12 protein-coding genes and 3 pseudogenes are annotated in these 15,340 nt (G+C 50.2%); 7 read left to right on the top strand and 8 right to left on the bottom strand.

All coding sequences use genetic code 11. From position 1 onward, the window contains the following. The first annotated feature begins 35 nt into the window (after positions 1-35). Positions 36-1,196, top strand: a complete 1,161-nt coding sequence (hflX, locus tag ACTHTJ_RS05695) for a GTPase HflX (protein WP_440360853.1) — start codon at positions 36-38, stop codon at positions 1,194-1,196. Positions 1,197-1,264: 68 nt separating this feature from the next. On the opposite strand, the gene ACTHTJ_RS05690 is transcribed toward hflX, so the two are convergent. Then, complete coding sequence (locus tag ACTHTJ_RS05690; RefSeq protein WP_003678791.1) at positions 1,265-1,390, bottom strand: hypothetical protein; 126 nt, start codon at positions 1,388-1,390, stop codon at positions 1,265-1,267. Positions 1,391-1,750: 360 nt separating this feature from the next. Here ACTHTJ_RS05690 and ACTHTJ_RS05685 point away from each other — a divergent pair, with 360 nt between their 5' ends. Continuing rightward, on the top strand, positions 1,751-4,237 hold the full coding sequence (locus ACTHTJ_RS05685) for a heavy metal translocating P-type ATPase (protein WP_070583627.1): 2,487 nt from the start codon (positions 1,751-1,753) through the stop codon (positions 4,235-4,237). Positions 4,238-4,274: 37 nt separating this feature from the next. Further along, entirely contained in the window at positions 4,275-4,715 is a 441-nt protein-coding gene (locus tag ACTHTJ_RS05680) for a DNA polymerase III subunit chi (RefSeq protein WP_070583702.1), read from the top strand. 87 nt (positions 4,716-4,802) lie between these two features. Here ACTHTJ_RS05680 and ACTHTJ_RS05675 read toward each other — a convergent pair whose 3' ends face one another. From ACTHTJ_RS05675 to rph, 3 genes are all read right to left on the bottom strand, one after another. Continuing rightward, positions 4,803-5,453, bottom strand: a complete 651-nt coding sequence (locus tag ACTHTJ_RS05675) for a hypothetical protein (RefSeq protein ID WP_070583625.1) — start codon at positions 5,451-5,453, stop codon at positions 4,803-4,805. A gap of 336 nt (positions 5,454-5,789) precedes the next feature. Further along, positions 5,790-7,010, bottom strand: a complete 1,221-nt coding sequence (locus ACTHTJ_RS05670) for an aspartate kinase (protein ID WP_070583623.1) — start codon at positions 7,008-7,010, stop codon at positions 5,790-5,792. Positions 7,011-7,182: 172 nt separating this feature from the next. After that, positions 7,183-7,911, bottom strand: a complete 729-nt coding sequence (rph, locus tag ACTHTJ_RS05665; RefSeq protein ID WP_070583621.1) for a ribonuclease PH — start codon at positions 7,909-7,911, stop codon at positions 7,183-7,185. Positions 7,912-8,048: 137 nt separating this feature from the next. Between rph and ACTHTJ_RS05660 the strand changes: the two genes are divergently transcribed. Together ACTHTJ_RS05660 and ACTHTJ_RS05655 are read left to right on the top strand one after the other, a co-directional pair. Continuing rightward, positions 8,049-8,936, top strand: a complete 888-nt coding sequence (locus tag ACTHTJ_RS05660; RefSeq protein WP_283120562.1) for a YicC/YloC family endoribonuclease — start codon at positions 8,049-8,051, stop codon at positions 8,934-8,936. 203 nt (positions 8,937-9,139) lie between these two features. After that, positions 9,140-10,090, top strand: a pseudogene (locus ACTHTJ_RS05655) (bile acid:sodium symporter family protein). Positions 10,091-10,158: 68 nt separating this feature from the next. Here ACTHTJ_RS05655 and ACTHTJ_RS05650 read toward each other — a convergent pair. Next, positions 10,159-10,704, bottom strand: coding sequence for a TIGR00645 family protein (locus tag ACTHTJ_RS05650; RefSeq protein ID WP_070583616.1), 546 nt, complete (start codon positions 10,702-10,704; stop codon positions 10,159-10,161). Positions 10,705-10,900: 196 nt separating this feature from the next. Between ACTHTJ_RS05650 and ACTHTJ_RS05645 the strand changes: the two are divergent. Together ACTHTJ_RS05645 and ACTHTJ_RS05640 are read left to right on the top strand one after the other, a co-directional pair. Then, a pseudogene (locus ACTHTJ_RS05645) lies at positions 10,901-11,467 on the top strand (sulfite exporter TauE/SafE family protein); the annotation flags it as partial. After that, positions 11,454-11,624: pseudogene (locus ACTHTJ_RS05640) on the top strand (IS3 family transposase); the annotation flags it as partial. The pseudogenes ACTHTJ_RS05645 and ACTHTJ_RS05640, both read left to right, overlap by 14 nt. 24 nt (positions 11,625-11,648) lie before the next feature. On the opposite strand, the gene copM reads toward ACTHTJ_RS05640, so the two are convergent. From copM to ACTHTJ_RS05625, 3 genes are all read right to left on the bottom strand, one after another. Next, positions 11,649-12,032 carry a CopM family metallochaperone gene (copM, locus tag ACTHTJ_RS05635; RefSeq protein WP_036491551.1) on the bottom strand — a complete coding sequence of 128 codons (384 nt, stop codon included), beginning with the start codon at positions 12,030-12,032 and terminating at the stop codon, positions 11,649-11,651. Positions 12,033-12,273: 241 nt separating this feature from the next. After that, positions 12,274-13,869 carry a peptide chain release factor 3 gene (locus ACTHTJ_RS05630; protein ID WP_070583614.1) on the bottom strand — a complete coding sequence of 532 codons (1,596 nt, stop codon included), beginning with the start codon at positions 13,867-13,869 and terminating at the stop codon, positions 12,274-12,276. A 213-nt stretch (positions 13,870-14,082) separates the two neighbouring features. Beyond that, positions 14,083-15,225: an NADH-dependent flavin oxidoreductase gene (locus tag ACTHTJ_RS05625; protein WP_070583612.1), complete on the bottom strand. Its 1,143-nt coding sequence runs from the start codon at positions 15,223-15,225 to the stop codon at positions 14,083-14,085. Positions 15,226-15,340: the final 115 nt, after the last annotated feature.

Here is a 15,340-nt window from a genome sequence, read left to right as displayed (position 1 = left end):
TGCCCCGGCCATAAGGCCGTCTGAAAGGAAATTTTTTGAGCAAGCGCAATCTGTTTTCCGTCGATAAATCTTTGGAAAAGCCCGAACGCGTCCTCTTGGTCGGTGTGATGCTGACGGCGGACTATTCCGGCGCAAACGAAACGCGCGAGCGCGGCTTTCAGACGGCTTTGACCGAAGCGGCAGAATTGGTGAGCGCGGCCGGCGGTGATTTGGTTTCTATCGAAACTTCACGCCGCGACAAACCGCATCCGGCTTTGTTTGTCGGTACGGGCAAGGCGGAAGAGTTGGCGGCAGTGGTCAAGCAGCATGATGTCGGGCTGGTCGTGTTCAACCACGAACTCACGCCGACGCAAGAGCGTAATCTGGAAAAAGAGCTTCAATGCCGTGTCCTTGACAGAGTGGGTTTGATTTTGGCGATTTTTGCCAAACGCGCCCAGTCGCAGGAAGGTAAGTTGCAAGTGGAGTTGGCCCAGCTGAACCATTTGAGCGGAAGGCTGGTACGCGGTTATGGACATTTGCAAAGCCAGAAGGGCGGCATCGGCTTGAAAGGGCCGGGAGAAACCCAGTTGGAAACCGACCGCCGTTTAATCGGACAAAAAATCACGGCATTGAAAAAACAGCTTGCCGATGTCCGCAAACAACGTGCCACGCGCCGCAAATCGCGCATGAGCGGCCGTCTGAAAACCTTTGCCATTGTCGGCTATACCAATGCCGGAAAATCCAGCCTGTTCAACCGCTTGACCAAAGCGGACGTATTGGCGAAAGACCAGTTGTTCGCCACTTTGGATACCACTGCGCGTCGGCTTTTTTTGTCGCATGAGGCGAGTGTGATTTTGACCGATACCGTCGGTTTCGTCCGTGATTTGCCGCATAAGCTGGTGTCAGCGTTTTCCGCTACTTTGGAAGAGACGGCGATGGCGGATGTGCTGCTGCACGTCGTTGATGCGTCCAATCCCGATTTTGAACGGCAGATGGACGATGTCAACGAAGTCTTGGAAGAAATTGGCGCGCATGAGATTCCGCAATTAGTGGTGTACAACAAAATTGATTTACTGCCGTCGGGTATGCGTGAAACTGGCATTTTGCGCGACAATTCCGGACAGGCGGTCGGCGTGAATATTTCCGTTGTCGAAAGTTTGGGCATGGACGGTTTGCGTGAAGCGATGATTGAATTGGCCGTACAGCCAAGTGCTTGATAGTATGGAATGAAACAAGGCCGTCTGAATGTTCAGACGGCCTTACCGTAAAATTCTAAATCTGAGGATTATGCCGACAGAGGGCTTTTCTTTTTGAACACGCTTTCGTAAAGCATCCAAGCGGCGAGGCTCAGGTATACGGTGCTGGACAAAATGCCGATAACGGCGAAGATAGGCATAAGGCGATCAATCATGGTGAGGTTTCCCAATAAGTTAGTTTTATAAGTAAATGTGTGTTTTTTATTTCCGTCTTCGCGGAATGCCTAAAGTATGCTGCTTAAATGGATTGAGGTCAATAAAAAATATATTTGAATTTTTAAAAAAGTTCCATTTTTACATTAAAATAATTGGAAGTTTTTAAAGATAAACGGTATTTATATGTTACCGTTCATCATATGATAAACGGTCAATGCTTTGTTTTCCATATTTTTTATAAAACTCGACAGTCTATTAATTCAAAAGTAAATGAAATGAGGCGGAAAAACGCTTTTTGCTAAAATGTAACACTCTGAAACGATTGTTTCAGGCCGTCTGAAAAATAAATCGAACACATTATGACATCTTCCACACATCCCCAAAAAAACTGTTTCCATTGCGGACTTGAAGTCCCGGAACATCTGCATCTGACGGTTCGTTTTGAAGACGAAGAACACGAAACTTGCTGCGCCGGTTGCCAAGCGGTGGCGCAGAGTATTATTGATGCAGGTTTGGGCAATTATTACAAACAGCGTACTGCAGACGCGGAAAAATCTGAATTGCCGCCGCCGGAAGTGTTGTCGCAATTAAAGCTATATGATTTGCCCGAAGTGCAGGCTGATTTTGTCGAGGTTGGCGCAGGGGATGAGCGCGAGGCGGTGTTGATGCTGGGCGGCATTACCTGCGCCGCGTGTGTGTGGCTGATTGAACAGCAGTTGTTGCGTATGAAGGGCGTGGTGCGCGTGGATTTGAATTACAGTACCCACCGCTGCCGCGTGGTGTGGGACAGCGCCCACATTGAATTGTCGGACATTTTGCTGAAAATCCGCCAAACCGGTTATACCGCCGCGCCTTATGACGCGCAAAAAATCGAAGTGCAGGCTCAGAAAGAGCGCAAACAGTTTATCGTCAGATTGGCTGTGGCCGGTTTGGGTATGATGCAGACAATGATGTTTGCCCTGCCGACTTATTTTTACGGCGGCGACATCGAGCCGCTTTATTTGGAAATCCTGCATTGGGGCGGCTTTTTGATGGTGTTGCCCGTTGTGTTTTATAGCGCGTTGCCGTTTTATCGCGGCGCATGGCGCGACTGGAAAAACCGCCGTGTCGGCATGGATACGCCGATTGCCATTGCCATTGTGATGACCTTTATCGCTGGTATTTACAGCTTGGCTACCAACGCAGGGCAGGGCATGTATTTTGAATCCATCGCCATGCTGCTGTTTTTCCTGTTGGGCGGGCGTTTTATGGAACAGATTGCCCGACGCAAAGCCGGCGATGCGGCGGAGCGGTTGGTCAAACTGGTTCCGGCATTCTGCCACCGTTTGCCGTCTTATCCTGAAAGCGAAGCCATCGAGGAAGCCGCGGTCGTCCGCCTCAATATCGGCGATACGATTGTTGTGAAGCCCGGCGAAGTCATTCCGGTGGACGGTACGGTTTTGTCCGGCGAGAGTGAAGTTAACGAAGCCATGTTGACCGGCGAAAGCCTGCCCATCGTGAAAAGGCCGTCTGAAAAAGTAACCGCCGGCACGCTCAACACCAGCAGCCCTTTAATCATCCGCACCGACCATACCGGCGGCAACACGCGCCTGTCCCATATCGTCAAACTGCTCGACCGCGCGCTGGCGCAAAAACCGCGTGCCGCCGAGTTGGCCGAAAAATACGCGTCCAGTTTTGTGTTTGGCGAACTCTTGCTTGCGATTCCTGTTTTTATCGGTTGGGCTTGGTATGCAGACGCACACACCGCCTTGTGGATTACCGTTGCCCTGCTGGTCATTACCTGCCCGTGTGCCTTGTCGCTTGCCACGCCGACCGCGCTGGCTGCTTCGACTGGCGCACTTGCCAAAGACGGCATTCTCATTAGCGGCAAACAAAGCCTGGAAACCCTTGCCCAAATTGATGATGTCGTGTTCGATAAAACCGGTACGCTGACCAAAGGGCAGCTCTCCGTCAGCCGTATGTTGTCCGCTGGCCGTCTGAACGAAGTCCAAGCCCTTGCTATCGCCCAAGCATTGGAACAGCAATCCGAACACCCCATTGCCCGTGCCATTTTGAACCATACGCTTTCAGACGGCCTGGTATCCGCGCTTGATGTGAAAGTGCAGCAACGGGTCAACCGTATCGGACACGGCGTCAGCGCGCAAATCGAATTTGATGGCGAAACCCAAGTTTGGGCTTTGGGCAAAGCGGCGTTTGTTTCGGAAATTGCCGGTAATCTGCCCGAAGACTTTGCCCATATCGACCACACAGGCGGCATTATTTTCTTGGGTAATCAAAGCGGTTTTCAGACGGCCTTTTTGCTGGAAGACCAAATCAAAGACAGCGCCGCTGAAATGTTGCAAAACCTGAAACAACACAGCATCCGTCTGCATCTTTTAAGCGGCGACCGTCAGGCTGCCGTAGCCCAAGTCGCGAAAGAGCTGGGTTTGGATGCTTATTGCGCCGAAGCCACGCCTGAAGACAAGCTGTCTTATGTGGAAAATCTGCAAAAACAAGGGCGTAAAGTCATGATGATCGGCGACGGGATCAACGATGCCCCTGTCCTTGCCCAAGCCGACGTGTCGGCCGCAGTGGCCACGAGTGCCGATGTAGCGCGAGACGGTGCGGATGTGGTTTTGCTCAATGATGATTTGAACGTTTTGCCCGTGATGATGGAACAGGCACGCCGTACCCATCAAATCATCCGCCAAAACCTGACTTGGGCGAGCGCATACAATCTGGTTGCCGTTCCGCTGGCCGTGTTTGGTTACGTTACCCCGTGGATCGCCGCGCTCGGCATGAGTTTCAGCTCGCTGCTGGTGTTGGGCAATGCCTTGAGATTGTTGAAAACCAAAAAGGCCGTCTGAAAACGGCAAATCCATTGCCTAAATGAAAGAATACGCCATGCCTAAAGCCACTTTTTATACACACGTCGCCCAGCCGGCCGCCTTTGCCTGCCGCCTGATTGCCCGCGCCATACGCGATGGCGGGCAGATTTTGGTATGGTCGGATTCTGCTGCGGCCATGCAGCAACTCGACATTGATTTGTGGCAGCAGATTCCCGAAAGCTTTATTCCGCATGAAGTCTGGCTGCCTACCGACCCCATGCCGTCTGAAACGCCGGTATTGCTTGCGTTTGGAAACGTATTGCCGAATATTCCTCAGGATTGTACGGTTTTAAACCTGTCTGCCGACTTTTGGAGCCAAGCCCCGGCCATTCCAAACCGTATCCTTGAAATTGTGGGCAACAGCTTAGAAGATTTGGCCGAAGCCCGAGACCGTTTTCGAGCTTATCGTCAGAGCGGATTTGAGATTGAGCATTTTTCGAGAGAAGGGAAGGATTGAGGATTGAAGATATTCAAGGCTGTCTGAATATAAATAAAGGGACATTTTGATGATGTCCCTTTCTGCTATTTATTGGAAACAATAGGCTTATTGGGAGTATTTTTTGCCTAAAGCTTCGGCAGCTTTTTGTACTTCTTGATTGGCTGCACGCAGGGTTTCTTGCAATTTTTGAGATTTTTCTTGGAAATCATTGGCAAATTTGAGTGAATCTTTATCTTTGCCGTTGATAGTCAGCTCAGAAGCATGCTTACCTGCATAAATCATCAGGTTGTTGGCAGCACTGCTGACTTGTATAGTTCGGTCTAAAACTGCTTTGATTTCAGGATCTTTGATATCGAGGGCAGCTGCGCTCTGATGGAATTGCTCCAGTGCATCAGTCAATTTTTTCATCTGCTCTAAAGTCTCGGCTTCTTTACCTTGGCTGGCCAGTTGTTGCAATTCTTGTCCCATTTTGCCGATGTTTTGTGCTTCTTCACCGGTGGTGAAATGAATGAATTTTTGTAATTCGGCAAGACCTTCTGGAGATTTTTTATCGGAAATGACGATAGGTTCGGCCAGTTTAGGATCTGCTTCCGGGAATTCGCTCAGGGCTTTTTCGTATTTGTTGGCCGGGCTAGATTCGCTTTGGGCAACTTGTTCTGCCGGTTTGTCGCTGCTGCCTTTATTGCCGGAGTCACCGCAGGCTGCCAGCAGGGAAGCGGACAAGATCAGCATACCGAATTTGTTTAATACGTTCATATTAGGATTCCTTCTTAAGTTAGGAGAAAATTGGGGGAAATTTGTTTTTATTGATGAGCGTAGATAAATGTTTGTACTTTTGTTCTATTTTATTACAGATTTGTTTATTTTTCTCAAATTAGGTTAAGTGGTATGTTTTTGGAATTAAACGGCGAAGGTGGATAGTTGTAAAATATTGAACATATAATGAAATTAATAAGGGTAATAATAAGCCAGGCTACACTGTTTTGAGCTAAAGTAGATTTTTTTATTAAGATGTTGTTGATTTATGTAATGGAAATAAAAAAGGCCGTCTGAAACAATAAAGTTTCAGACGGCCTTTTTGACTGGTTGGAATTAGTTGCCTAAGTCGAATGCTTTATGCAGAACGCGGGTAGCCAGTTCCATGTATTTTTCGTCAATCAGGACGGATACTTTGATTTCGGAAGTTGAAATCATTTGGATGTTGATGCCTTCTTCTGCGAGGGTGCGGAAGATTTTGGCGGCTACGCCGACGTGTGAACGCATGCCCAAGCCGACTGCGGAGACTTTGCATACGGTGTCGTCGCCGTCGATGTAGGCGGCGCCGATGCTGTCTTGGCGTTGTTGCAGCAGTTCGATGGTTTGTTTGTAGTCACCGCGTGGGACGGTGAAGGAGAAGTCGGTTGTGCCTTCGCTGCCGACATTTTGGATGATCATGTCGACTTCGATGTTGGCATCGGCAACAGCGCCGAGGATTTGGTAGGCAACGCCGGGTTTGTCAGGTACGCCGCGTACGTTGATGCGTGCTTGGTTTTTGTCGAATGCGATACCGGTTACGGCTGCTCTTTCCATGTTGTCGTCCTCTTCAAAGGTAATCAGGGTGCCGTTGCCGCCATCTTGCAGGCTGCTGAGTACGCGCAGGCGCACTTTGTATTTTCCGGCGAATTCTACGGAGCGGATTTGTAAAACTTTTGAGCCGAGGCTGGCCAATTCGATCATTTCTTCGAATGTGATCGTGTCCATGCGGCGTGCTTCGGGTACGACGCGCGGGTCGGTGGTGTAAACGCCGTCCACGTCGGTGTAAATTTGGCATTCGTCGGCTTTGAGGGCTGCGGCGATGGCAACGGCGGAGGTGTCGGAACCGCCACGACCGAGGGTTGAGATATTGCCTTCGCTGCTGATGCCTTGGAAACCGGCTACGATAACGACTTTACCGGCGGCCAAATCGGCACGCATTCTTTCGTCGTCGATATTTTCGATGCGGGCTTTGGTGTGGGAAGTGTCGGTTTGGAGGGCGACTTGCCAGCCGGTGTAGCTCTTGGCGTCAATGCCGATGTCTTTCAGAGCCATGGCCAGCAGGCCGATGGTCACTTGTTCGCCGGTAGCGAGAACGACGTCGAGTTCGCGCGGATCGGGATGCTCTTGCATTTCGTGTGCCAGTGCGACCAGTCGGTTGGTTTCGCCGCTCATGGCGGATACGACGACTACGATGTCGTGTCCTTCGGCGCGGGCTTTGGCGACACGTTTGGCTACGTTTTTGATGCGTTCGGGCGAGCCTACTGATGTGCCGCCGTATTTATGTACGATTAACGCCATGTTTCGTGCTTTCTTGTGGGGGTTGTCGGGCAGCTTGGTTTGCTGGAAAAAGGGTTATTATTACTATTTTTTACATGGAATTCAAGGATAGAACGCGCTTTTTTGAGTAAATACGCATAAAGGGGTTTAGTTAAAAAAAGGCCGTCTGAAAGTTTTCAGACGGCTTTGCTGATTATCGGGCTAAAAGGGCGGCCTGCTGGTGTTGAACCAATTCGGCAATGCCTTTATACGCGAGGGCAATGAGTTTGCCCAATTCTTCGATGCTGAACGGTGCGCCTTCGGCTGTACCTTGGATTTCGATGATTTTGCCGGATGCGGTCATGATGATGTTGACGTCGCTGTCGCAGCCTGAGTCTTCGGGATAGTCTAAGTCCAAAAGCGGTACACCGCCCACCACGCCTGCGGAAACGGCAGCAACAGCTTCACGGATTGGGTTTTCGCTGATAAGGCCGTCTGAAAGGAGTTTGTCCACAGCGATTTGCAGGGCAACGTAGGCGCCGGTAATGGAGGCGGTACGCGTGCCGCCGTCGGCTTGGATAACGTCGCAGTCAATCAGGATTTGGCGTTCGCCGAGTTTTTCCATATCGACAACGGCGCGCAGCGAGCGGCCAATCAGGCGTTGGATTTCTTGTGTACGGCCGGACTGTTTGCCTGCGGCGGCCTCGCGGCGCATACGGGAGGCGGTGGAAGCCGGCAACATGCCGTATTCGGCCGTCACCCAGCCTTGTTCTTTACCGCGTAGGAAGGGTGGGACATTTTCGTCGATGGAGGCAGTGCAAATCACTTTGGTGTTGCCGCACTCGATAAGGCAGGAGCCGTCGGCGTGGGGGAGGAAATTGGGGGTAATTTTGATGTTGCGCAGGCTGTCGGCGGCGCGGCCGGTGCGGGTGTAGTCGCTCATGATGGTCCTTTGGGGGAATAAAAAATAGGCTGCCTTGAATTATAGAGGAATTTGGCAGCAAAGGCCGTCTGAAAATCGTCGGTCGGGTGTGTTATAGTGTCCATACTTTCACTCGTATTTGGAAACGGAGTAAAACCATGGCTACAAGACGAACTATTCAAATCCACAGCATGACCGGCTTTGCCAATGCCGCAGGCGAATGCGGCGGCAAGCGGATTAATTTGGAAATCCGCGCGGTCAACCATCGTTATTTGGATGTCCAATTCCGTATGCCGGAAGAGTTGCGTTATTTGGAAGGCGCATTGCGTGAACAGATTGCCGCGGCTGTGGCGCGCGGTAAATTAGAGTGCCGTGTTCAGCTGCAAGATGCAGCTTCGGGCGGTCAGACTTTGGAAGTCAATCAGGATTTGGTTGCCCAACTGGCGCATTTAAACAAAACTTGGCGTAAGGAGCATGATTTTGCCAAATTGAGCGTGGCCGATGTTTTGCGTTTTCCCGGTGTTTTGGCAGGGCAGGGCGAAGATGCCGAGGCTTTGGCCAAAGGCGTTAAAGATTTATTGACCAGCGCTTTGAAAGAGTTTGCAGCCGCCCGCAAACGTGAAGGCAAAAAACTGGGTGAACACCTGCTGCAACGTCTGGACGGCATGGAAGAGATTGTGGACGCTTTGAACGAATTGTTCCCAAGCCTTTTGCAAGCGCATATGGACAAAGTCAACGCCCGTTTGGCAGAAGCCGTCGGCAATATCGACAACGACCGTTTGCAACAGGAATTTGCTTTGTTCATCCAGAAATCCGATGTAGATGAGGAATTCAGCCGTTTGCGCACCCATATCGCCGAAGTGCGCCGCATCGTTACCGAAGGCAAGGGCAGCACAGGCAAACGTTTGGATTTCCTGATGCAGGAACTCAACCGCGAGGCCAACACTTTGGGCAGCAAAGCCATTGCCGCCGAATGTACGCAAGCTTCGGTAGAACTGAAAGTCTTAATCGAACAAATGCGCGAACAGGTTCAAAATATCGAATAAATCAATAACAAACAGATAAAACAAGGCCGTCTGAAAACTTTCAGACGGCCTTTGTGTCGATATGGGACGGAACCGGTTGAGTTTATTTTTAACATTATTGGAGGTGGGCTTCCTGTTTCGTGACTGTTATTGCGCTAAAGAGTTAACATGTGTTAAATTATGGCAATTATTGTCATGATAAGAACATACAAAGGAGTAAAAACATGAACTTTCTGACCGCTATCAGTCGGCAAATGACCCGCTTCACCGCCCTAATTATCGTCCTTGCCTCCATCATCGCCTTTATTGAGCCTGCCACTTTTTCATGGGTAAAAGGCGATACGTAAGTCGTCGTACTCGGCATTATCATGCTGGGTATGGGCATGACTTTGGGCAAAGAAGATTATCAAATTCTGGCGCAACGTCCGCTCGATATTTTTATCGGCGCCATCGCCCAATATACGATTATGCCCTTGCTTGCCATCGGTATTGCCAAAGCCTTTGACCTTTCGCCCGGATTGACGCTGGGTTTGGTTTTGGTCGGTACTTGTCCGGGCGGTGTTTCGTCCAATATCATGAGTTTTTTGGCTAAAGGCGATGTCGCCTTTTCGGTTGGCATGACCACGGTTTCCACCGTCCTCGCGCCTGTGATGACGCCGCTGTGGATGACTTATTTGGTCGGACAAACCGTCGAAATGGACGGCTGGGGCATGTTCAAATTTATGCTGCTTGTAACGCTTTTGCCTGTTGTCATTGGTTCGGTGGCCAATATTTTGCTGCACAAAAAACACTGGTTTGAAGACGTGCGCGCGATTATGCCGGCTGTTGCCGTTGTCGCGTTTGCCTGCATCGTCGGCGGCGTTGCTGCCGTTCACGGCCACCGCTTTGCTGAATCCGCCTTCGTTATGGTACTGGCCATCGCTGCCCACAACATCGGCGGCTACATCCTCGGCTATTACAGCGGTGCACTGACCGGCATGAACACCGCCAAAAAACGCACCCTTGCCATCGAAGTTGGCGTACAAAATGCCGGACTTGCCACCGGTTTGAGCGCTAAATTCTTCCCCGGTAATGCCGAGTCTGCCGTTGCCGCCGCCGTTGCCTGCGTTTGGCACTCTGTGTCAGGAACGGTTTTGGGTAACTTGTTTGCCTGGTGGGACAAGCGTAAGCAATAAGCTGTAAACATTGCCAGATAATAAAAGGCCGTCTGAAACACTTCAGACGGCCTTTTGATTGTTTTTTATCAATGCGCTTTATGTGTCGTGCTGTACACGATTTTGTCCGTTAAAGCCATGGCGAGGGCGGAAATCAGGAAGCAGATGTGGGTAATACATTGCCACATGATTTGTTTTTCCGACAGATTGGCGGCGTTGAGAAAGGTTTGCAGCAGATGGATGGAGGAAATGCTGATGATGGACATCGACAGCTTAACCTTTAAAACCGAAGCATTGACATGGCTGAGCCATTCGGGCTGGTCGGGATGTTCGTCAACGTGGAGGCGGGAAACGAAGGTTTCGTAGCCGCCGACAATGACCATGGTCAACAGGTTGGCAATCATCACGACATCAATCAGGTTCAATACGGCGATCATGATGGTGTTTTCATCCATGATGCTGAAATTGGATACCAAGTGCCACAGGGATTTGAGGAACTTACAGGCATAAATGACTTGGGCGATAATCAAGCCTATATAAATCGGCAGTTGCAGCCAGCGGCTGGCGAAAATGAAATGCGCGAAGATACCCATTCGTTCGTGGGCTGTGCGTTTGGTCGGGGTGGAATGTTCCATAAAATGTGTTGTGTGTAGGAAAGATAAGGGGCGGCATTTTAATGGAAAAGTTTTTAAGCTGCAATTTGAGTGGCTGAATTTAAAAAGAAAGGCCGTCTGAAAACAGGATATGGCTCCTTGTTTTTCAGACGGCCTTGTAGGTTGTCAGGACAGGCAAATACGCGCAAAATCGCTTTGCTTTTTAGAGATGGACATTATGCTTGCAGATTCGTTTTTTTATTATCTGGTATTGGTCGGCTTTGCCGCCGGGCTGATGGATGCGGCGGTTGGCGGCGGCGGACTGTTGCAGATTCCCGGATTGTTCAACCTATTGCCAAACGCTACGCCTGTGGCTTCGGTGATGGGTGTCAATAAATTTGCTTCCTGCTGCGGCACGCTGACTGCGACGGGGCAATACCTGCGCCGAATTCCCGTGCCGTGGAAAATGCTGCTGCCTGCCGTGGCGTTGGCATTTGCCGCTTCATATTTGGGCGCGAAAACGGTGGTGTATTTCCCCGTTCAATACATGAAACCGACGATGTTGGTCATTATGATTGCCATGTGTCTGTACACTTTTTTGAAAAAAGACTTGGGGCAGACGGTGTGCACTGAAAAGCTGACGCGCCGTGAAACCTTATGGGGCTTGTTTTTCGGCGCGTTAATCGGGTTTTACGACGGCGTGTTCGGGCCGGGGACGGGCAGCCTGCTGGCTTTTGTGTTCGTCCGCTTTTACGGCTATGATTTTTTAGCGGCTAACGCTTCGGCAAAGGTCATCAATTGGACGATTAAAAATGGAATGTTATTACGGTAAATGATTTGAGACGTTCTAACAACTGGAAAAAACGATTCATGAGTACATTCATTATTATAACCACGAGCGCATTCAGGGGAAACTAAAAGGACTGAGCTCTGTGAATTACAGAACTCAGTCCTTGAACTAAATCAGTCTAACTTTTGGGGTCAGATCATTTTACGGAGCTTTTTTTGTTGTGTGCTTTAAGCCATTTTTGCATTTGTTCAATTTCCGCTTGTTGTGCGTTAATAATATCCTCAGCAAGCTTACGCATCTCAGGATCCTTTCCGTATTTTAATTCAACTTCCGCCATTTTTACTGCGCCAATATGGTGTGGCAACATACCTGCTGCAAAAGCAACATCAGGATCTTTATATTGCGCAGCTGCCATCATGTCTTGATTCATTTGATTCATACCTTGCATTAATTCTTGTTGCATTGCAGAATCTGTCGACATTGGCATATTCATGTGTGCTTGATGCGGTTGTTCATTAGCTTGGGCATAATTTGAAATTGCAACAGCGCTAAGTGTGATAAAAGTCATAAGTTTTTTCATGTTTTTCGCCTATGTGATAACTGAAGGAGCACAAATTATAAACTTTGACCTAAAGTTAAAGTCAACATTTATTCCGAAAATGTTTGGTGAGGTGCTAAAAGCTAAAATAAGACAATATTTGAGCTGCGTTACGGATTTATGTTGCTGCTGTGCCTGACCATTGGAAAGTTTGCTTGGGATTTATTGGGTTGATATCGAATGAAAAAAAGGCCGTCTGAATGTTTCAGACGGCCTTTGTGTTTTACAGTTTAACCGAATGCTCGCGTGTTTCGTGGAACACGATGTCCGGCCAGCGTTCTTGTGTCAGATTCAGGTTGACGCGGTTAGGCGCGAGGTAGGCGAGGTTGCCGCCAGCGTCTATCGAAAGGTTGCCTGCGTTGGCTTTTTCAAATTCCGCCAGTTTTTTCTTGTCTTCACACGATACCCAGCGCGCCGACCAGATGGATGCGCTGTCGAACACGGCTTCTACGCCGTATTCGTTAGCGAGGCGCGAGGTAACGACTTCAAACTGCAACACGCCGACCGCACCTAAAATCAAATCTGCGCCGCTCATCGGTTTGAAAACCTGTACCGCGCCTTCTTCGCCAAGCTGTTGCAAACCTTTTTGCAGTTGCTTGATTTTCAGCGGGTTTTTGATGCGAACGCTGCGAAATAGTTCGGGTGCGAAGAATGGGATGCCGGTAAACGCCAGTTGTTCGCCTTCGGAGAAGCTGTCGCCGATTTGGATGTTGCCGTGGTTCGGGATGCCGATAATGTCGCCGGCGTAGGCTTCTTCCACCAGCTCGCGGTCGTGCGACATGAAGGTTACTACGCTGGAGGCGGCGATTTCGCGGTTGATACGCAGGTGTTTCATCTTCATGCCGCGCTCAAATTTACCGGAGCAGACGCGCAAGAAGGCGATACGGTCGCGGTGTTTCGGGTCCATGTTGGCTTGGATTTTGAAGATAAATCCGGAAAACTTCGGCTCGTCCGGCTCGACCATGCGTACGGTCGCATCACGCGGTTTCGGCGCGGGCGCCCATTCAATCAATGAATTGAGGATTTCCTGAATACCGAAGTTGTTAATCGCAGAGCCGAAGAACACGGGCGTGAGTTCGCCGGCGAGAAATTCGTCGAGATTGAACTCGTTGGAAGCCGCCTGCACCAATTCGATTTCGTCGCGCAACTGCTGGATTTCCAACGGAAAGCGTTGTTCCAATTCGGGATTGTCGATGCCTTTGATGATGTCGAACTCGTGCGGCAGGCGTTCGCCGCCCGCTTCAAAGAGATAGATTTCGTCGTTCAGGATGTGGTACACGCCTTTGAAGTTCTTGCCCATGCCGATTGGCCAGGTGACGGGCGCGCAGCGGATTTGCAGGATGTTTTCCACTTCGTCCAGTAATTCCAAAGAATCGCGCACTTCGCGGTCGTATTTGTTCATGAACGTCACAATCGGTGTATTGCGCAGGCGGCAGACGTTCAAGAGTTTGATGGTTTGCGCCTCCACGCCTTTTGCCGCGTCGATGACCATCAAGGCGCTGTCCACGGCGGTCAAAACGCGGTAGGTGTCTTCGGAGAAGTCTTGGTGTCCCGGCGTGTCCAAGAGGTTGACGGTATGGTCTTTGTAGTCGAACTGCATCACGCTTGATGCCACGGAAATGCCGCGCTGCTTCTCGATGTCCATCCAGTCGGAGGTGGCGAATTTTCCGGTTTTCTTACCTTTCACCGTACCCGCGCTTTGAATCGCACCTGAAAACAGCAGCAATTTTTCGGTCAGCGTGGTTTTACCCGCGTCAGGGTGGGAGATGATGGCAAACGTGCGGCGGCGGCGCACTTGGTCGAGGATTTCTTGGGACATGGTTTTCTTTGCAAAAAGGTTCAGGCCGCTTTTTCAGACGGCCTGAAGGATATGGGTGTTGGAAAACAGGCTAAAATAAGGGCGTGTGCAACACGCCCTGCAATAGATTGAAAGATGCGGAATTGTACAAAAAAATGCTTGATAATTCAATGTTTGTACCAAAACAAAGGCCGTCTGAAAAGTTTCAGACGGCCTTTGTTTATGAATCGATGATTAAATATCCATCGGTTTCCATTCTGCGCCTTTTACCGGCGGCAGCCATGATTGCGTACCGCTGGAGGCAAATCCCCACAAGGTGTCGGGAAGGCCGTAATGGTCGGCACGCGTCGGGTCGAGTTGCGTTTCGATTTCATCTTCGCGGCCTTCACGGATTTGCGTGGCGATATGCGGATTAATCATCACGGTTTTGCCCAATGCGATAAATTCTGCCCAGCCGGTTTCATAGGCGGCCAAAATTTGGTCGGCGGTAAACAGGTTGCCCACGCCGATAAGCGGCAGTTTGCCGTTGATGCGTTCGTGGATGAACTGCATACGGGTTTGGGCGGTATCGCCGCCGCGACGGATTTTTTTATCAAATTCCCACAGGGAAACGTGCAGATATTGCAGCGGTTTTTGTACCAATGCGTCAATCAATGCGCCGGTTTCGGTCATGGTTAAGCCGTCATCGCCCGGTTCTTCAGGGGAGAAGCGGTAGCCGATAATGAAGTCATTGCGCTGGTGTTTTTCACGGACGGCAACCACGGCATCGATAACGGCCAGCGGGAAGCGCATTCTGTTTTCCAAGCTACCGCCCCATTGGTCGTTGCGGCGGTTGCTTTGGGCGGAGTAAAACTGTTGGATTAAATAGCCGTTCGCACCGTGGATTTCCACGCCGTCAAAACCGGCACGAAGCGCCAAATCGGCGGCTTGTGCATAAGAAGCGATGAGTGCCTCGACTTCTTCTGCTGTCGCTTCGCGTGCGTGTTCGGCTTCGTTGGCGGAAGCGCTGATTTTGTCGAGACCGTCCAAAAGTTCATCAATGGCTTTGGAACCGCCGTGATGGATTTGCAAAATCGCTTTTGCGCCTTGTTGTTGCAGGATTTGTGCGGTTTCTTTCAGGCTGTCGAGGCAGTGTTCGCCTGTGGCTTCAGGTTGGCCGTGAAAGGCTTTGCCGTCTTTTTGAACCAAAGTGGCGGCAGTGATAAACATGCCCATATCGCCTGCACGGTTGCTGAGAAAGGTACGCTCTTGGTCGCTGATCAAACCGTCGGCTTGTGAGCCGAAATGGGTCATAGGGGCGACGACAAGGCGGTTTTTGACGGTTACGCCGTTGTTGAGGGTAAGGGGTTGGAAGAGCGGAGCGTATTTGGGATTCATGGGTATGCCCTGTGATGAGTGGACGATTGTTAAAGAATTGGGCCGAGTGCGGATTTATCAAGCGTAAAGGCCGTCTGAAACTATTTTTCAGACGGCCTTTTGTCCTTAAACGCTT

Origin of the sequence: Neisseria sp. P0018.S001, from assembly GCF_051957355.1 — a bacterium.
Lineage (GTDB): Bacteria > Pseudomonadota > Gammaproteobacteria > Burkholderiales > Neisseriaceae > Neisseria > Neisseria subflava_A.
The sequence above is the reverse complement of the archived record's forward strand: the minus strand, read 5'-3'. Positions and strand labels throughout refer to the sequence as shown.